The following is an 18754-nucleotide window of genomic DNA, read 5'->3' as shown; positions in this document are numbered from 1 at the left end:
CGACCCCCGGCGTGACAGGCCGGTATTCTAACCGACTGAACTACCGCTCCGCGCTAATTGCACCAGACAATTTCATTTGGGTATCGTCTGGTGCGGCGGGAATGATACGGATAAGGCTAAAGGCCGTCAACTTCTTTTTTGTCGCTTTTGGCTATTCCTTAGTCATCTGGCAGCGAAAGATCGAGAATATCATCCAGATCGTTGTTTTTTTGTGCTTTACCGCTATTTTGCTGCCCCGAAGTGTCTTTAGCACTGCTCGAGGTATTGGCAGAGCTGACCGCGGCGGCTGGCTTTTTGCGCCAAAACAGCAGATCACTAAAATGCTTACCCGATAATACCAACCAGATGGCGCCCCCCCCCACTGCCAGGATGAAAAAATTAATGCCGATAACCCAACCCCAGGGGAAACCTTTATCCGCTTCAACATTTGCAGCGTTTTCCTGGACCAGCTCAGCCTGCAATTGCTCCGGCAACATTGCGATTTCAGGTGCCAACACCGGCGGCGGACTAAACATAAAACGGTATTCTGGCAAATTCAGCATAAACTCACGGCCATTTTGCATTGAGCCATAAGCTGACACTTCCAGTATGTAGCTTCCATAGCCGCGATTGTCCAACAACAGTTCGCGTGGCGCCTTTGCATCTGTTAAAGCAAAAGTATCCACAGTGCCATCAGGATATCGTATACGGCCCTGCACCAGTACAGAATCTGCTAAAACAGCGGGCTCAGTAAGATTAAATCGCAATTGATGAGGGGTTTGCTCATTGCTGGCAAGGATCACTTCAGTTTGTATTGGTGCAGGCTGTAACATCACAGACTCCTGCTCCACTTCACGGGTATAAAGCGGCGTGCGAACAATATATTTTGGTAACCATTCACCTGCGGAAAAATCAAGCCGGAATTCGCCTGTAAAAATACCGTCCCTTGCACGTTCGTCAAAACCACGACCATCATCACGAAAATTCGCCACCTGGATCACACCGCGGCCATAATTGTCATAATCAGGGTTATTAGTACTGATAAACAGCACATCTAACGATAGCACATCCCGAAAATCACGGGCATTAATGGGTTGGTCGCCATTCATCAACCTTGCCGTCACCTTAACCGTTTCCCCAACCATTAAATGCTCTGGTAACAGGTCTACATCTAATTGAATATCGGTTAACACCAATATCCTGCTTTCGGGCAAAATACGACCGATGGCCTGCCAGGGGCCGGGCATGGGTTCCGTTATTTCTATCAGATCGTAGCTTGCCGCATCGAACCAACGTACCTGGTGTTTTGAAGCGGTGTGTGCATGAATCTTACTGCCATCTGGCCGCACCAGCACAACTGAGGCACTACCCTGACGTCGAAAAAACAGCAGCGTAATACTCTCAACCTCAGAGTCAATTCGAAAACGATTATCAAATAACGGTATTTGATTCTTAGTCGGCAAGTCTTGCAGCAGGGTAAAGCCACTGTCAGTATATTGCTGCTGTTGTGTTTCTGGCTCGGCCGCCAGTTGCCAACTACCGAAAAACAACAGCAAACATAGACAGCAGTGCTTGATTAATGCCATAAACAACGGCCTCCTTTTTTTTGCACCAGCTGCAAACGGCTTTCATGCGCACTGAGCTCTTCGCTGTTTGCTCGAATCACTTTTAACGGCCCCTTGCGAATAATGGCCAGTTGTTGCTGCTCACCCGCATCCGCGTCCTGCTCAGCAGCCAATGCCAGTGCTACCTGGCCCCCCGTCATCAGCAGATATACATCTGCCAGAATTTCAGCATCCAGCAAAGCGCCATGCAAAGTACGATGGCTATTATTAATATCGTAACGCCGACACAAGGCATCGAGGTTATTTTTCTGGCCAGGGTGCAAATCGCGGGCTAATTTCAGGGTGTCGAGCACGGAGCAATATTGCTCTACCGGCGGTAAAGCTTGTTGCAGTTTAGCGAATTCATGGTTGATAAAGCCGACATCGAAGGCGGCATTATGGATCACCAGCTCTGCGCCTTGGATGTAATCAAAAAAACTCTGGGCAATCTGCCTGAACTTGGGCTCATCTGCCAGCCGCTGGTTAGTAATACCGTGTACAGCGATAGCTTCTGCTTCGATTTCCCGCTCCGGGTTGATATACACATGAAAATTATTACCGGTAAAACGCCGGTTAATCAGCTCAACACAGCCGATTTCAATAATACGATGCCCTTCTCGCGGGTTAATGCCGGTGGTTTCGGTGTCCAGAATAATTTGTCGCTTGGCCATGATAGATTTCGTTTTTTACTGCAATTAAGGTAGATTATACGCCGTTTTGCTCTGAGGAAAGGCTTTATGCAGAAAAGTGTTGCAATCTATACCGACGGCTCTTGCCTGGGTAACCCGGGACCCGGCGGCTATGGCGCCATTTTAGTCTATCAGCAGCACCGTAAAGAGTTGTCTGGCGGTTTTCGGCTTACCACTAATAACCGCATGGAGTTACTGGCAGCCATAGTGGCACTGGAAAGTTTAAAATCAACTTGTCAGGTCGATTTAACCACTGACAGCCAATATGTCAGGCTGGGTATTACCCAATGGTTAGCTGGCTGGAAACGCAATAACTGGAAAACCAGCCATAAACAACCGGTAAAAAATCAGGACTTATGGCAAAGACTGGATCTGGCTGCCGCGCGACATCAGGTAGCATGGCACTGGGTGAAAGGCCATGCCGGCCATCCGGAAAATGAGCGCTGCGATGTACTAGCGCGCAGCGCCGCCGAAGCTAAACCTGGCACTGCCGATGAAGCCTTTGAGCAAAGCCAAAAAGCAGAAAAGTGACTATGAGTAATACGTAATCTTGACTTCAAGTGTATTTCAACTGCTATAGCTACGACACTCGCTTTGGATCATCACAGCAACTCGCTCGCACTTGCGCGCTCACTCAGACACTCTGTGATGACCAAAACGAGGTGCTAGCCGCAGTTGAATAAATAGCTCAGCTGTTACTCACCACGTTTCTCAACGGCATCCGCTGTTTTGCTGGCAGACAGTAGCTTTTCAAGCTCCGCAACAAACTTAGCATCTGTGGGGCTGGTACGGCTGCCAAAATGAAGCACGGTTTGCTCATCGCTGCTTACCAGATATTTATTAAAATTCCACGACGGTTGCTCACCGGTTTTGGCAATTAAGGCTTTAAATACAGGGTTGGCGTCATCACCACGGACACTGCTGGTAGAGAACATCGGAAATTCAACACCATAGGTTAGGTAGCATACTTCAGCGGTTTTTTCTTCATCGCTGTGTTCCTGGCGAAAATCATTCGATGGAAACCCCAGCACCACTAAACCATCATCTTTGTATTGCTGGTATAAGGCTTCCAGCGCTTCAAACTGGGGTGTAAAGCCACACTTGCTGGCCGTATTAACCACAATTAACGTTTTACCTTTAAACTGCTCGCATAAATCAACGCTCTCACGCGTGCGTAGTTGCTGCATAGAGTGGCCAAGTACAGCACCACATTGGCTGGCTTGGGCTGGATTAACCGGTAACAACAGGCTGCTGGCAATCAACAAAGAGGCGGACAGTGACAAAGAAAGTTTCATATTAATAAGCTCCAATTTTTGTAAGATTACGGCAAGAGGCGATAAACAGATTGGCACTGCACAAAGTTTTCATCGTAATTTAATATCTTTACTATATCATCCGCTTCCCTTTTTGCTGCAGGCATTTATGCTTACAGCAATTCTTTTCGCGCAGAGGTCGACATGCGTATTTGTTTTTTAATGTATCCATGGCAAAAAGTCATGCCTGACGGTGACAGTACTATCCGCATGATCCACGAGGCGGTGAGCCGTGGCCATTCGGTGGCCATTACCCATGCTAACAATTTAACAGTTCGCGATAGTGTGGCGCAGGCGTTTTGCAAAGTGTTTGTTAAAGGGCAAAAAATCTCCAGTAATATTGCGACGTTTTACCGGCAGGCGGAATTTAACCAGCAAAAATTGCCGCTGGCCGCTTTTGATGCCATATTTATCCGGCTTAACCCACCGCTAGACCCGATAGTACTGAATTTTTTGGACACTGTGCGCGAAGATACATTTATTATGAATGACTTAGATGGCATTCGTATTGCCAACAATAAAATGTACACAGCTTCCTTGCACGATCCGGCCAATGAATTTATTCCCATTACCCATGTGTCTAAAAACAAAGATTATTTAAGCCGTATGCTGGCCGAATCCCCCAACAATAAAATGATCTTAAAACCGCTGAATGGCTATGGCGGTAAAGGCGTTATCGTACTGGAAAAATCGGCACAGCAAAGTGCCCGCTCCTTACTGGATTTTTATATTGGCGATGAAGAGCGCGGCAACTACGTTATTTTGCAGGAATATGTCGAGGGCGCAGAGCAAGGTGATATCCGCATTTTAATGCTCAATGGTAAAGCCATTGGCGCTATGCGCCGTATTCCACCAGCAGACGACATGCGCTCAAATGTGCACGCCGGTGGTACTGTGGTAAAGCATCAGCTTAGCGAGCAAGAGAAAAAACTCTGCACTCATATAGGCCCTAAATTAGCCCGTGATGGCTTATTCTTTGCCGGTATTGATGTCATTAACGGCAAACTCATCGAAGTGAATGTGATGAGCCCGGGTGGCATTGCCCGTATTAACCGCTTAAATAAAGTACGATTACAAGAAAAGGTGATCGATTTTATCGAGCAAGCGGTACTAATTAAAGCGCATCAATCACCGCGAAAACAAGTATTTCAGCCTCTGGTGTGCCAGGCCGAGCAACAACTGCCTTAGTGCCTAGATATCATGGCAGTGATTGAAAGATTATTTTTATCGTCAACAACAAAATAATTTGCTGTTGTTCATCCGCAGAAATAGGTAAATAAGCACAAAAATAACGAGGTTGCGCTTATGTCATCATTACCCGATGTAGAAATGGAACTGGACGAGTTAGCTCCTGAGATCGAGCTGGTTAAAGAAACCGTAGTAAAAGACTCCAAAGCCAAGCAGCGCTATGAAGCGCGCCGCCGTATAGATGATCTGCTGGAGCAAAAGCGATTACGCGCCCTACTCGATGACTGGGATTTGCTGGACGACTAAACCTACTTAGCTTGAATCATTTACACCCTCTTCTCATCCAAGCCGCCAGCCTCACTGGCGGTTTGCCACATAGTCACCTTATATCGCAACTGCGCCTATGCAGCATTTAGTAATGTAAATCAATGTGCTAGACTGTTGTTATATGCTGGCAACAGCCTGTTTAAGCGGGCTGGTTTAACATAAGGTCATCCATGCCTAAACCCCTGTTACGACAGCCGTTTTTATTGTGGCTGGTGAGTGCCATGGTGTTAGTAATAAGCCTGCTACTTAGCTTAAGTCTGGTACATCATTTAAAAGCACAACGCCAACAGCAACAGCAAGCTCAGCTGACAGAAAAAGCCGCACAATTAGGCAACTTCCTGCAGCAAGACCTTCTTCGTAACTTATCGATAGCTTATGCCATCGCGGGTTGGCTAAAAGCAAATGATTACCAAACCGAACAATTTACGCCGCTGGCCAGTGCCCTGCTGCAACATTACCCGCAAATAGCTACGGTGTCTCTGGCACCAGACGCCATTATCCAATATGTATACCCTCTTACTGATAACCAGGCACTGCTTGGTTACCGCGTGTTGGATGACCCGGCTCAGCGCGATGAAGCACTCAGCAGCATTCAGCTTAAACAACTTAATATCACCGGCCCTTATCAACTGCGTCAAGGTGGCTTGGGCGTGGTAGGTCGCTTCCCAATAATGATAAACAACAATGATACTGATACTCCGGTATTTTGGGGCTTTGTTAATGTCACCCTGCGCCTGACAGAGCTGCAGAGTTTTAATCAACTAGCGCAATTGCCCTCATCATTTCAATATCGTTTATCACGTCAGGCCAAATCCGGTTTCCCAGCCGAGCTCATCACTGAATCAAGCGTTAAACCAGATGCTGCCACGCAACATGTTATCCAACTGGGTAACGTTAATTGGCAGCTGGACTTATCCAGCTCAGCGCAACAAAGTTTGTCTTTTATGTATTGGCGTCAACTGGCATTGGCAAGTCTATTCAGCTTGTTATTGGCAACCGTTTGCTGGCAATTTATGCAATCTTTATACGCCCGCCAGCATTTAGAGCGCCAGGTACGACGGCGTACCGCCAGTTTACATACTCAGCTGCAACGTTATCGCTCCCTTATTGCTGCCAGTAACACTGGCGCCTGGGAATATGATGCTCACAGTAATACTTTAACCTGCAGCCCGGAATATTTTTTAATGTTAGGCTATCAGGCGGATGATTTTGCCCACCCCGAGCAAAATAATCTGGATAATTGCTGGACAGACTTGTTACATCCTGAAGATAAAATCAAGGCAATCAGTAGCTTTGAGCAATACATAAAGCAACCTGACGAGAGTATGTACGACAACCAGTTTCGGATGCGCCACAAACAAGGACACTGGGTCTGGATTTTGTCACGTGGCAGAACACTGCGCGATGAGCAACAGCAACCTACATTCTTTACCGTGGGCACCCATATCGACATTACCGCCAGTAAGCAAGCACAGTTAAAATTACAATTACTGGCACGGTTGTTCGAGCAAAGCTCTGAAGGATTGCTTATCACCGATGCCGATAAAAACATCGTTATGGTCAATCAAGCCTTTACTAAAATCAGCGGCTATGCGGCCACTGAGGTGTTAGGCAGAAACCCAAGCGTGCTGTCTTCAGGCCATCACGACGAGAACTTTTACCGGAAAATGTGGCAGCAATTAGATCACAATGGCAGCTGGCAGGGCGAAGTATGGAACCGGCGCAAAGACGGTATTGCCTACCCGGAATGGCTTAGCATTAGTCAGATCAAAGATGAGCAACAGCAACTAACCCATTATGTTGCTTTGTTCAGCGATATCAGTCAGTACAAGGCTGACGAAGCAAAAATTAAATTTTTAGCGCATTATGATCCACTGACGCAATTGCCTAACCGCAGCCTATTGCTGGATAAAACCGAGCAAGCCATTAAAGAGGCCGAGGCTGCTGAAAAAAATCTGGCGTTACTCTTTATGGATTTGGATCGCTTTAAAGAGATAAATGAAAGTTTAGGCCATAAAGTGGGTGATGAGTTACTGATCCAGGTGGCGCTCAGACTGCAAAAATTATGTCGTGAGCAAGATATCTTAAGCCGCCTCGGCGGTGATGAGTTTGTGCTGGTGTTGCCCGGTGCAAATGAAGAAATGGCCGAGCAACTGGCCCGGCGTTTACTACCCAATATGCTTGAACCTTTTTATATTGCCGGACACGAGCTGGTATTATCGGTCTCTGTGGGTATTGCCATTTATCCTGCACACGGCCAGCATTTTCATGAGCTATACAAACATGCCGACATTGCCATGTACCGGGCAAAAGAGCAGGGTCGTAATCACTTTAACTTTTTTACTGCTGACATGCAGCAATTTCACAACCGTACACTACAACTGTCTAATGCGCTGCGCCATGCCATTGAGCGTAACGAGTTGCAGTTAGTCTATCAGCCGCAATGCTGCCTTTACAGCGGCAGCCTGACGGGCTTTGAAGCGTTGTTACGTTGGCATAATGCTGAACTGGGCTTTGTATCACCGGCCGAGTTTATTCCGCTGGCCGAACGAAATGGTTTAATTGTCGCTATTGGTGAGTGGGTAATGCTCAGCGCTATTAGACAGCTAAAATACTGGCATCAGGCTGGCTATTCCAAGCTGGTGATGGCAATAAATTTATCCCCGATACAATTTAAACAACCCAATTTGCAGCACTATATTAGCCACACCCTTGAGTATTTTCAGGTTGAGGCCAGCAAAGTGGAGCTGGAAATCACCGAAAGTGCCATGGTGGAGCAGCCAGAAAAAGCCATTGAGCTGGTGCAGCAACTGAGTAACAGCGGCCTGCATATCGCGATAGACGATTTTGGCACCGGCTACTCCTCGCTCAGTTATTTGAAACGATTTGCGATTAATAAACTTAAAATCGACCAGTCGTTTGTGCGGGACTTACTCACGGATAGCGGTGATAAAGCCATCGTGATGGCCATCATTAGTATGGCACAAAGCCTGAGACTTAGAACCATTGCCGAGGGCGTTGAAACTGCAGCGCACCAGCAACTCTTGCACCAATTGGGTTGTGATGAAATGCAGGGCTATCATTACAGCCGGCCGTTAAATGCAGAAGATTCGCTGGCGTTTATCCGCCAGCATTTAACTGAACAAGGCAATACTAACAACCCGCAGTAAGGGTAGTCATGAAGCTTAATAGCGGGCTAAAAATTCGGCGCGAGTGCGGCCGTCATCTTTAAAACAGCCGCCCAAGGCGGTGGTTTGGGTTTTCGAGTTAACATCCATCACACCACGTGATTTCACGCAATAATGAACTGCTTCCATCGTTACCGCCACATCCTGAGTTTGCAACAGGCTTTGCATTGCCACCAGTATCTGCTGAGTAAGCCGCTCCTGTACTTGCGGTCGCTGTGCGAAAAACCGCACTATGCGATTTATCTTTGATAAACCAATAATACGTCCTTGCGGGATGTAGGCCACAGTAGCGCTGCCGTCTATAGTGACAAAATGGTGCTCACAGGTACTGGTAAAGCTAATATCTTTAACTTTTACCATTTCCTGTACCTGCATCTTGTTTTCAATAACGGCGATTTTTGGAAAGTTTTTATAATCCAAGCCACTAAATACTTCATCCACATACATTTTAGCGATTCGGTGTGGAGTTTCTTTTAAGCTGTCATCAGTTAAATCTAAGCCCAGGGTGCTGACTACCTCTGTCATTAGCTGGCTGATTTTCTGGTATTTTTTGTCTCGGCTCAGGCCGTTGTCTAACATGGGCGTTTCAAGGCCCTGTGCATCCAGGGCACTGCGGACCAGTATCGCTTCTTCAGATAACATAATAGCTTCCAACTTGGCTGTAATAAGCCTCTTACGTACAAACTCTGACAACAGTTTAGGCATCAGCCCAGAATATTACTATTTTATCACGTCCATAAAACAAAAGCCCAGCATCTGCCGGGCTTGAGCCTTCAACACCAGACGCAGTCTATTACTGCACCCGGGCTAATGACTCCAGTAGCTCACGAGGCTCAACTTCCGGGCCATTGAGGGACTCATCCCAGTTAGTGCCAATCAATACGCCATCGTCATACATTTCTTTTAACCAGCCATCGCAAAAGACATCCAGCGGGATGGCTTCAGGCTGATAGCCCGCCCATTCGTCTGAGCAATGGGCTTGCGCCGCGGCTTTGCTCGACCAAAATGGCATAACATCGGTTTCTTCAAACTCGACAGACTCTACTACTAATAAATCTTCACCATCGGCCAGGGTCCAGACCACACCATTGGTCTTGGCTTCTTCAATAAATTTCTGGTAACTAGGATCGTGTTCAAACTCTGCCATGGGATGCCTGCTATTTTTAAAAGTCTACTAAGTGCTATTAGAACAGAATTAGGGGGTAAAAAGCCAATGATATTGCACCTTTCCCTGCCAGCAAAAAATCACGTACAATTAGTTACCATGCAAAAATAAGCTGCTAACTCTGGGTGAAATAGATTATGGCGCAATATATTTACTCTATGTACCGGGTGTCGAAAGTCGTCCCGCCAAAAAGAACCATTTTAAAAGACATTTCTTTATCGTTTTTCCCTGGTGCCAAAATTGGTGTTCTGGGTTTAAACGGTTCAGGTAAATCTACACTGCTGCGCATTATGGCCGGCGTCGACAAAGAATTTGAAGGCGAAGCACGCCCTTTAGCCGGCACCAAAATTGGCTACCTGCCACAAGAGCCTGTACTGGATACTAATAAAACAGTGCGGGAAATTGTTGAAGAAGCGGTATCCGATGTTAAAGGTGCCTTAACGCGCCTAGACGAAGTGTACGCTGCTTATGCTGATGAAAATGCTGACTTTGACGCGCTAGCTCGTGAACAAGGAGAGCTTGAAGCGCTAATTCAGGCCAAAGATGGTCATAACCTCGATAATACCCTGGAGCGAGCGGCAGATGCACTGCGCTTACCAGCTTGGGATGCCAAAATTGAACACTTATCTGGTGGTGAGCGCCGCCGGGTAGCTATTTGCCGCTTGTTGCTGGAGCGGCCCGATATGCTGTTACTGGATGAGCCAACCAACCACTTAGATGCTGAATCTGTAGCCTGGTTAGAGCGCTTTTTACATGATTATCCTGGTACTGTGGTAGCCATTACCCACGACAGGTATTTCCTGGATAACGTAGCAGGCTGGATACTAGAACTCGACCGTGGCTATGGTATTCCGTGGGAGGGCAACTACTCTTCCTGGCTGGAGCAAAAAGACGCCCGCTTACAACAGGAAGAGAAAACCGAGAATGCCCGTCAACGCTCGATAAAACAAGAATTGGAGTGGGTACGCACTAATCCTAAAGGCCGACATGCAAAAAGTAAGGCGCGGATGGCTCGCTTTGAAGAGCTGCAAAGCCAGGAATTTCAAAAGCGTAATGAAACTAACGAGCTGTTTATTCCACCAGGACCGCGTCTGGGCGATAAGGTACTGGAAGTCTCGCATCTGCGTAAATCCTTTGGCGATCGGCTGTTAATTGACGATTTAAGCTTTAGTGTGCCCAAGGGCGCCATTGTTGGCATCATCGGTCCCAACGGTGCTGGTAAGTCGACATTATTCAAAATGATCACTGGTAGTGAGCAAGCCGACTCAGGTGACATTAGTGTCGGTGATACTGTGCAGGTGGCCAGTGTTGATCAGTTCCGCGATAGCATGAACCCGAAAAATACCGTCTGGCAGGAAATTTCTAACGGCCAGGATATGTTGCAAATTGGTAATTTTCAGATCCCAAGCCGGGCTTATGTCGGTCGCTTTAACTTTAAAGGCAATGATCAGCAAAAGTTTATTGGCGAATTATCTGGGGGGGAGCGTAACCGGGTGCATTTAGCGGCGCTGTTAAAAGCCGGTGGTAATATGCTGTTACTGGATGAACCGACCAACGATTTAGACGTAGAAACCCTGCGGGCGCTGGAAAATGCCATTTTAGATTTCCCAGGTTGTGCCATGGTGATATCGCATGACCGCTGGTTCCTCGACCGCATCGCGACCCATATTCTCGATTATCGTGATGAAGGTCAGGTTAACTTCTTTGAAGGTAACTATTCAGATTATGAAAGCTGGTTAAAAGCCACTTATGGTGCCGCGGCGGTAGAGCCACATCGCATCAAGTACAAAAAAATCTAACGGATAACGCCTGCTCATCGCAGGCGTTTTTACTACACCACTTACTAACGGAATTTTTATGAGCAAGCTGAGCAAACTGCCTGTTATCTGCGCCCTGGTTGTCGCTTTGGGTTTAACGTTAAGCAGCTGTGGTAAGCCCGCGCCTGACATAACGCAACAGCCTGGTGTACAACAGACGGAACAAGTACCGTCTTTTAAAGAAAACCTGCATTACCGGCGGGTGAGCAATATAGCAAGCCATGCCGCTGCCAAGCCCTTTTTAGTACAATACTTCTGGTTTGGCTGTGGCCATTGCCAGCAGTTTGAACCGGTTTTACATCAAATAATGGCGCAAAACCCGCAACTGCAATTGGTCAGAAAACACGCAGCTGTCGCGCCAAACTGGCAGCTTGACGCCCGCATTTTTTTTACGCTGCAACAAATGGGGCACGAAGCAGTTACCGATCCATTGTTTGAGATATACATTGCACAGGGTCAACCAGGCCCGTTAGAGCTGCAGCAGTTTTTACAACAACATAATGTCGATCTAGAGCAGTTCTTTGAGCTGGCCAATAACAGTGAGCAAGTAATAGCACGCATGCTTGAAGCAAATACAGAAATGGAGCAAAACCAGATTGGCGGTGTGCCGGCTATTGTAGTAAATGGTCAGTATTTGATACTGCACCATCAGGATACCAATAATATTGAGCGTTACCAGGCGCTGGTCCGCTATTTAATGCAAAAAGCGGATTAAGCGGTTGCCTATGGCATTACTTATGCCATCATAATGATAACTATTATCAATTAGGAGATAACTTATGCCAACACCCCAGCTGAAAAACATCAGCATTCGCCCACTGGCTTTGGCGATCAGTATAACGCTACTCAGCCTGGGTTTTAGCAGCACGGCCTTAGCAGAGCGGCCTGATCATTTCAAAGGAAAACCGGCTGATACGCTGCAGCAAGCCGTAGCAAACTTTCAGCAATACAATGCCAAGCTTGCCTCGTTACTCGCTGCTGAGCTCACGCCAGAGCGCATGGTTGAAATACATCAGTTAACCTATACCCTGGAAAATGCCTTACAAAAAATTCATGCCGAAACCGCTGCTTTACAGCTGGTATTGGAAGAAGTGCATGTCGGCTCAGAGCATATGGATTTTGACAAGGTGAAAAGCGAAGGGCAACGCTACCTGAATAACGCAAAGCAGCTGATCAAATAGATCATCTAAAAATTACGCAACGTCTCTTACCACCAAGCACTCTGCGAAGCCCCACTCCTGCGCGGCCGGTTGCAAAACCCGCCGCCCAGAGATTTAACTAAAAAGTAGCGTTCTTCACTAAAAAGTGGTTTCCCTCGTTTTACCCACTGCCTAAACAAGGGCTTATTAAAAATAATATAGCTATTAATTTCATAAGCTTAGTTGAAAATATCAAGCTGGCACAGCTCTTGTAATATTAGGTTGTCATGTCGCAATAGCGAACAACCTTAACCTAAACGAGAGAACATTAGCATGAACACAGTAACCAACATCAGCCTTATCAGTGTGTTTAGCCTGGTACTTTGCACTAATGCCAACGCCAGCAGTGTGCAAGACACGATCAGCGAGTTAGCAGCCAGACAGCTAAGCGAAATCAGCCAGAACATTAAACAACAAGCTCAGCACAGCATGCAGCAAACGGTGAACCAATTAACTGAGCGCTTTAAGCTGCAAAGCAGCGCAGCTAGCGCCGAGCTTCAACAAGAACAAGCTACTGTTACAGTGATAGTCAGCGAGCCGAAAAAAACTGAGGAAGAATAATGACCTTAGCAGTAACATGGCCACAAGCGGGTAAAGAATTACCGCTAATGGGTGCAGACAACAACATCTTCTGTAAAAATGGTTTTTTTTTATATCTTTTTATTGCTTAGCCTTTAAGCACTGTGGCAACGGCTTTGGCAAAGTAATCAATATTACTGTGGTTAAGGCCGGCAATGCTGACGCGGCTTGAACCTACCATATAAATACTGAACTCTTGCTTTAAGCGGGCAATTTGCTCTTTAGAAATACCCAGAAAACTAAACATACCGTGTTGTTTAGTAATAAAGCTGAAATCTTGCTGCACGCCTTCTGCGGCCAGTTTATCAATAATCAACTGACGGTAGCTGTTAATGCGGTTACGCATTTCTGCCAGCTCCTGATGCCACAACGCAGTAAGCTCCTGGCTATCCAGAATATGGCCAACAATAATAGCGCCATGCGCCGGTGGCATAGAATAAATACTGCGCACCACGCTTAACAGATTAACCCGGCAAATTTCACTTATGCGGCTGTCTGCCGATACAATGCTCACCGCACCAATCCGCTCACGGTACAAACCAAAGTTTTTTGAGCATGAGCTGCATAAAATCATTTCTGGCACAGTATCCGCTACATGGCGTAAGCCAGCGGCGTCTTCATCCAAACCACTACCAAAGCCCTGATACGCCATATCCACTAAAGGCGTAAAGCCACGCTCAACAGCGAGCGCGGCAAAACGCTGCCATTGCTCAAAAGTTAAATCCATACCACTGGGGTTATGGCAGCAGGCATGTACCAGCACCACATCACCCGCTGGCACCTGAGCCAAGTCTGCAAACATTTGCTCGGTTTTCAGGCCTTTAGTGTCATAGTCATAATAGGCATATTCTTTAACCGTTAAGCCCGCGGCTTGAAACAGCGAAATATGGTTTGCCCATGTCGGCGTCGTCACCCAAATGGTAGCATTAGGGTTTGCCCGTTTAATAAATTCTGCAGCCACTCGCAAAGCACCGGTACCGCCCGGTGTATGAGCGCTGGTCACCCGGTTTGCCAGTAACACCTGATGACTGTTACCAAAGGCCAGCTTTTCAATATGGCTATTAAAGCCCAAATCTCCGGCCATGCCGATGTAGGTTTTGCTGTCTTCCTGCTTTAAGCGCAGTGCTTCCGCCTCTTTTACACATTTAAGGACTGCCGTGTGCCCTTGCTCATCTTTGTAAACGCCGACACCCAGATCAACTTTAGCCGGGTTAGTATCGGCTTTATATTCGGCCATCAGGCCTAAAATCGGATCAGTGGCAACGGGCTTTAACTGAGAAAACATCATGTTCTACCTGATTATTTGCTGATTAAAATATTAAGGCCTAGCTGCCACAACGGGCAACAACGCCGGCAGCGTAACACACACAGCCACCAACAGCGCCATGGCGTCGGCGGTAAAAACGTTTTTGCGAAAATCTTCTGCGTCAATAATGCCAACTATTTTGCCTGATTGCGTTAACAGAGGCAAACACGCTTCCGCTTGCACCTTAGGATCGCAGGTGTAATATTCGCCACCTTGTGCTAAGTAAGCACTAACATCGTTAATAACCCGCGCTTTACCGCTTAAGCCGACACTGCTGTTATTACTGATTTGAGCAAAATCGGCATTGAGCGGAAACTCAGCCCGGGACGGCGCGCCATAATAAGCCAGCTTAACCAGCACATCTTGCCCTGTGGTATTGGGTCGCGCCTGATAAATACCAAACCAATCCAGGCCTGAGCGCTGCTGGTAATATTGGGTAACCACCTGCAGCTGCTGCAACGCAGCTTGCGTCTCGGCGCTGTCACCGCCCAGAATGGGCCGCAAGTCATAAGGCTCTGGGTCAAGCACGCCAAACAAAGAGCAGGCGCCGCCCTCCCCCAGCTCCGGCACCCGATATTGCCAGTTAACCGTCACCGCAGCAGCGCCAGTCAGCGCTTGTTGTAATAAGGCTAATTCGCGACTGACCATGGGCGCAATATCTCTATAGTGCTGTGCTAGACCGCTTTGCGACAGATATTGTGTTATAACATGAGAAAAAGCGTGTTCGCTGACATCTTGCTCAGGCATTATAGACATCCAGATACCTAAAAATGCGGCTAGTTTAGCAGAACTCGCCAACCAAAACCAACTCTATTGTTGCCAGCGTCAGCGTCAGCCTTTAAGCTAGCTACCTTATTTGTTAAGCCGTTAAATCCGCTATGACTAAAAAAATTTCGCTGGCCGACTGGCAGCAGCAGCTTAATCCGAATGCCGACGCTCAAAGCAGTCACGTCAAGCCAAGCAGCGATAAGCCCGACCATACTCAGCTGGTGTATTCTACCGATGGCGGCAGTATCAGCACAGCAAAAGCCGATAAAGCTGCAGGCGTGGCCTACCCCGATGGTGTTGTGCGCATTAAACGGGAAAGCAAAGGCCGGGGCGGTAAAACCGTGCTGACGATTAGTGGCATCGCCCAGTCGCATGCCAGTTTAACGGCGCTTTGCGCTCAACTTAAAAAGAAAGCCGCCTGTGGCGGCACTGTCAAAGACGGCATCATTGAAATACAAGCCGATAAACGCGAGCTTATAAGCGAATTACTGCAACAAAGCGGCTTTAAAGTAAAGCAGGCAGGCGGTTAAGCGGCTGCCTGCTTTTTATGCCTCAACGCACAACTTAACGCTGGCTGTTGTAGTCTTTACCAAAGACTTTCTGGAAAAAACTGTCGGCTTTCCACAGCGGTCGCTGTGGTGTATTGGCGACATCAAGTGCAATTTGAAAATTGATATCGGTAAACACAGCACCGGCATCATAACGGATAGGACCATACTCTTTTTCTAAACTGGCAATATCATCCGATGGTTTGTGATAATGCTTTGCAAAAAAACTGCCCCAGATTTTACCGCCATCCTGCGCCGGATCTTTAGACTGAAAACCCGTCATCAAAAAGACCGCTGGTACCCCCTGCTGTACTAAACGATAGTGATCAGAGCGGGTGAAAATGGCTTGTTCGGGCATCGGATCCGGGCTTAAGGCAATACCATGCTTGCCTGCAGCGCGCGCGACCACCTCACCTAAGGTAGAATGATTGGCGCCAAAGGCAATCAAATCAGCAAAGGGGTATAGCAATACCGGCATATCCAGATTGACATTGGCCACCAAGGATTCAATAGGTCGGGTGGGGTTTCTGGCAAAATAATCTGCGCCTAATAAGCCCTTTTCTTCCCCCGTTACCACTAAAAACATAATAGAGCGCTTTGGCCTTTGCTCTAAACCGGCAAATAAACGGGCCGTTTCCAGCAAAAGGGCCACCCCTGCGGCGTTATCCATTGCGCCATTATTAATGTTATCGCTGGTACGTAAATCGTTACTCAGGCCGATATGATCAGAATGGGCGGTAATCACCACATATTCGTGTTTAAGCACGGGATCAGCACCCGGCAGCACGGCAATCACATTGGGGCTGGATAAGCTGTCATGCTGGCTTCGGCTGCTGAGGCTGGCTTGCTGCTTCAAAGCAAAACCTGTTGGGATTTCATCGCGCTCCAATTGCGCAAAAATGTCGGCTAAACTGCTTGGCGCATCAACAAAAAACTGAGCTGCCGCCTCATGATGCAGATAAGCCCCACCCTGCAAACCGGCAAAGCCACGACCTGGTTGCTGCTCTTTATCTAACCAGGTCATAGATGGTGTATTTAAATACAACAGACTGTTAGCATAAGGCCGAAACGCTTCTTGCTGCGGCGTGTGCACGGTAAGGATACCTACAGCACCGCGCTCTGCTGCCAGCTCGGTTTTAATGCTGCCAAGGTAGGCACGCTCTTCACTGGGTAAAAACGTGGGTAAACCGGCTAACATCACCACTATTTTTCCGGCAACCTCAAGCCCGGCATAGTCATCTAAATTAAACTCAGATGACACCAGACCGTAACCCACAAACACCAGAGGGGCCGTGACCGCCTGCTCGCTAGCCCACATAGTGGGGCCACTGAAAAACTGCTGCGGGTAAGACAACTCGCTAATCTTACCATTGTGGTGCAAACTCAGTTTGGCAGCGTTAGGTAATAACCGTGCTTTACGAAGCGGTACCCGTTGATAAAAACTGCCATCATCACCAGCTCCCTCTAACCCCAAAGCCTGCAGCTGAGTGGCGATATACAGCGAGGCGATTTCATGGCCACGGCTACCGGTATCACGGCCTTCCAGCGCATCGTCAGCTAAAAAACGTAAGTGACCTTCGATCAAGGCCGGATTAGCTGCAGCAGTGACTTTCGGCTGTACCTCTGTCAGCGCACAACCGGTTAAAAAGGACAGTAGCAAGACGCCACTAAAAAAGGGTAAACGCATACATCATCCTGTTAAATAAAAAGCCAGTGCATATTAAAGAGGCACTGGCTTTAAAACATAAAATACCTATACAAGTTAAAAGGTAAACTGCTTATTGCTGCAGATAACGCTGCTCGTAGCGACGATGCAGCTGTTTGTGCCTGTTATCTAAATCGACTTTACGGCCATCTATCCACATATGTTCAACCTTGTGGCCTAAATAATCAAAAATATCGCCATCAGACACCACTAAACTGGCGCTTTTACCCACTTCTATACTGCCAAGCTGGTCATCTACCCCAGCAATCGCGGCTGCATCCAAAGTCAGGCTGCGCAGCGCATCTGTGCTACTTAAGCCATAGCGGGTAACGTGACCAGCGGCAAACACCAGATTACGGGTATCCCAGAAACCATCCAGTGACAACGCTACTCGTACACCGGCAGCGCGTAACATGGCTGGCGCCTGAAAGGCCTGATCATAGGCTTCATCGGCACGGGTCGGTAAACCATAAGGCGCGGTATACACCACATCTACCTTGGCAGCTGCCAGCTCTGGTGCCAGCCGCCAGCTGTCACGGCCACCTACAATCACCAGCCGGCTTTGATATTGCTCAGCTAACAACATGGCCTGACGGATTTGCCGAGGATCATCGGCATGCACAAACAGTGGCAGTTTACCAGCATAAAAATCCTGCATCGCATGCCAGCGTGCATCTTTACCCCGGTTCAGCCCTGCCTGCTCCGCCAGATAATAACGATGGCCCTGTTCAAACAGTTGCTTTAACTCGGTTAATTGCTTTTGCTGCTGCTCGCGCTGCTTTTCCTCACTATCCCTTACCCACCAGCCCGAACGAATCGCCATATTGGGCCAGTTAACATGTAAGCCAACGCCCGAGCGCACTGTGGCATCCTGCCAATTCCAGCCATCTAAATGCATCAGGGCAGAGCGACCAGTCAACATAGCGCCATCCGGATAAATTAAGCTATGGCTAAAGCCATTAGAGCGGATCGTCGGGATCACCACTGAGTCGGCATTAAAGGCGACTTCCACCTTTAAATCAGGATTGGTGCTGCTGATTTCGCGATCATCACGAGTGGCCCGCACCGCTTCAACTTCTATTAACCCTAATTGGTTAATCAGGGCAATTAATCCCGGATACAGATGCTTTCCGCTTAGATCCAGCTGCTCGGTGCCTTCAGGCAAGGTTAAATTATTGCCGATGGCAGCAATTTTACCGGCCACCAGCAACACATCCTGTTGCCGCGGCGGGCTACTGACACTGTGCACAGTGGCATTTTTTAATAATAGCGGTTGCTGCTGCCGCTCACCGGGAACCGGGTTTACCGCCAGCGTTAGTGCGCTGAAAAAGGCACAGCATAGCGAGGTAACTACTTTTAAATTAAACATCGTGCTACTC

At 47.8% G+C, this 18754-nt stretch carries 18 protein-coding genes; 9 read left to right on the top strand and 9 right to left on the bottom strand.

All coding sequences use genetic code 11. The features are described 5' to 3' along the window. Positions 1-158: 158 nt before the first annotated feature. Positions 159-1565, bottom strand: a complete 1407-nt coding sequence (locus tag V7D78_RS05455; RefSeq protein ID WP_333607425.1) for a TIGR03503 family protein — start codon at positions 1563-1565, stop codon at positions 159-161. Then, positions 1556-2254 (bottom strand): DNA polymerase III subunit epsilon, encoded by a 699-nt coding sequence (gene dnaQ / locus V7D78_RS05450; protein ID WP_333607424.1) that lies wholly within the window; start codon positions 2252-2254, stop codon positions 1556-1558. Before dnaQ ends, V7D78_RS05455 begins: the two co-directional genes overlap by 10 nt. Positions 2255-2320: 66 nt before the next feature. Between dnaQ and rnhA the strand changes: the two genes are divergently transcribed. Further along, the gene (rnhA, locus tag V7D78_RS05445) at positions 2321-2803 is read left to right on the top strand and encodes a ribonuclease HI (RefSeq protein ID WP_333607423.1); all 483 of its coding nucleotides are present in this window, start codon (positions 2321-2323) and stop codon (positions 2801-2803) included. A gap of 164 nt (positions 2804-2967) precedes the next feature. On the opposite strand, the gene V7D78_RS05440 is transcribed toward rnhA, so the two are convergent. Beyond that, positions 2968-3567: a glutathione peroxidase gene (locus V7D78_RS05440; protein ID WP_333607422.1), complete on the bottom strand. Its 600-nt coding sequence runs from the start codon at positions 3565-3567 to the stop codon at positions 2968-2970. Between the two features lie 162 nt (positions 3568-3729). On the opposite strand from V7D78_RS05440, the gene gshB reads away from it, so the two are divergent. The 3 genes from gshB (at position 3730) to V7D78_RS05425 (ending at position 8270) form a co-directional block, all read left to right on the top strand. Beyond that, positions 3730-4773: a glutathione synthase gene (gene gshB, locus V7D78_RS05435; protein WP_333607421.1), complete on the top strand. Its 1044-nt coding sequence runs from the start codon at positions 3730-3732 to the stop codon at positions 4771-4773. A gap of 117 nt (positions 4774-4890) precedes the next feature. Then, positions 4891-5079 carry a PA3496 family putative envelope integrity protein gene (locus V7D78_RS05430; RefSeq protein ID WP_333607420.1) on the top strand — a complete coding sequence of 63 codons (189 nt, stop codon included), beginning with the start codon at positions 4891-4893 and terminating at the stop codon, positions 5077-5079. Positions 5080-5270: 191 nt separating this feature from the next. Further along, the gene (locus tag V7D78_RS05425; RefSeq protein ID WP_333607419.1) at positions 5271-8270 is read left to right on the top strand and encodes an EAL domain-containing protein; all 3000 of its coding nucleotides are present in this window, start codon (positions 5271-5273) and stop codon (positions 8268-8270) included. Between the two features lie 15 nt (positions 8271-8285). Here V7D78_RS05425 and folE read toward each other — a convergent pair whose 3' ends face one another. Together folE and V7D78_RS05415 are read right to left on the bottom strand one after the other, a co-directional pair. Next, positions 8286-8930, bottom strand: coding sequence for a GTP cyclohydrolase I FolE (folE, locus tag V7D78_RS05420; protein WP_333607418.1), 645 nt, complete (start codon positions 8928-8930; stop codon positions 8286-8288). Positions 8931-9081: 151 nt separating this feature from the next. After that, positions 9082-9435, bottom strand: coding sequence for a DUF2750 domain-containing protein (locus V7D78_RS05415; RefSeq protein ID WP_333607417.1), 354 nt, complete (start codon positions 9433-9435; stop codon positions 9082-9084). A 155-nt stretch (positions 9436-9590) separates the two neighbouring features. Here V7D78_RS05415 and ettA point away from each other — a divergent pair, with 155 nt between their 5' ends. From ettA to V7D78_RS05395, 4 genes are all read left to right on the top strand, one after another. Then, positions 9591-11252: an energy-dependent translational throttle protein EttA gene (gene ettA, locus V7D78_RS05410; RefSeq protein ID WP_333607416.1), complete on the top strand. Its 1662-nt coding sequence runs from the start codon at positions 9591-9593 to the stop codon at positions 11250-11252. A gap of 58 nt (positions 11253-11310) precedes the next feature. Further along, positions 11311-11985: a DsbA family protein gene (locus tag V7D78_RS05405; protein WP_333607415.1), complete on the top strand. Its 675-nt coding sequence runs from the start codon at positions 11311-11313 to the stop codon at positions 11983-11985. Between the two features lie 64 nt (positions 11986-12049). After that, on the top strand, positions 12050-12451 hold the full coding sequence (locus tag V7D78_RS05400) for a DUF6746 family protein (protein ID WP_333607414.1): 402 nt from the start codon (positions 12050-12052) through the stop codon (positions 12449-12451). A 291-nt stretch (positions 12452-12742) separates the two neighbouring features. Next, on the top strand, positions 12743-13030 hold the full coding sequence (locus V7D78_RS05395) for a hypothetical protein (protein WP_333607413.1): 288 nt from the start codon (positions 12743-12745) through the stop codon (positions 13028-13030). Between the two features lie 106 nt (positions 13031-13136). Here V7D78_RS05395 and V7D78_RS05390 read toward each other — a convergent pair whose 3' ends face one another. Then, entirely contained in the window at positions 13137-14336 is a 1200-nt protein-coding gene (locus V7D78_RS05390; protein WP_333607412.1) for an amino acid aminotransferase, read from the bottom strand. Between the two features lie 30 nt (positions 14337-14366). Continuing rightward, positions 14367-15110, bottom strand: a complete 744-nt coding sequence (locus V7D78_RS05385) for a GAF domain-containing protein (RefSeq protein WP_333607411.1) — start codon at positions 15108-15110, stop codon at positions 14367-14369. A gap of 122 nt (positions 15111-15232) precedes the next feature. Between V7D78_RS05385 and V7D78_RS05380 the strand changes: the two genes are divergently transcribed. Next, positions 15233-15652, top strand: a complete 420-nt coding sequence (locus tag V7D78_RS05380; protein WP_333607410.1) for a translation initiation factor — start codon at positions 15233-15235, stop codon at positions 15650-15652. A 34-nt stretch (positions 15653-15686) separates the two neighbouring features. Here the strand turns inward: V7D78_RS05380 and V7D78_RS05375 are convergent, their stop codons facing one another. Both V7D78_RS05375 and V7D78_RS05370 read right to left on the bottom strand, forming a co-directional pair. Further along, positions 15687-17357, bottom strand: coding sequence for a M28 family metallopeptidase (locus tag V7D78_RS05375; protein WP_333607409.1), 1671 nt, complete (start codon positions 17355-17357; stop codon positions 15687-15689). Positions 17358-17448: 91 nt separating this feature from the next. After that, on the bottom strand, positions 17449-18744 hold the full coding sequence (locus V7D78_RS05370; protein WP_333607408.1) for an amidohydrolase family protein: 1296 nt from the start codon (positions 18742-18744) through the stop codon (positions 17449-17451). Between the last annotated feature and the right edge of the window lie 10 nt (positions 18745-18754).

It is taken from the genome of Arsukibacterium sp., from assembly GCF_036735525.1.
Classification (GTDB): Bacteria; Pseudomonadota; Gammaproteobacteria; order Enterobacterales; family Alteromonadaceae; genus Alishewanella.
This window is presented reverse-complemented; position numbering and strand designations above follow the sequence as displayed.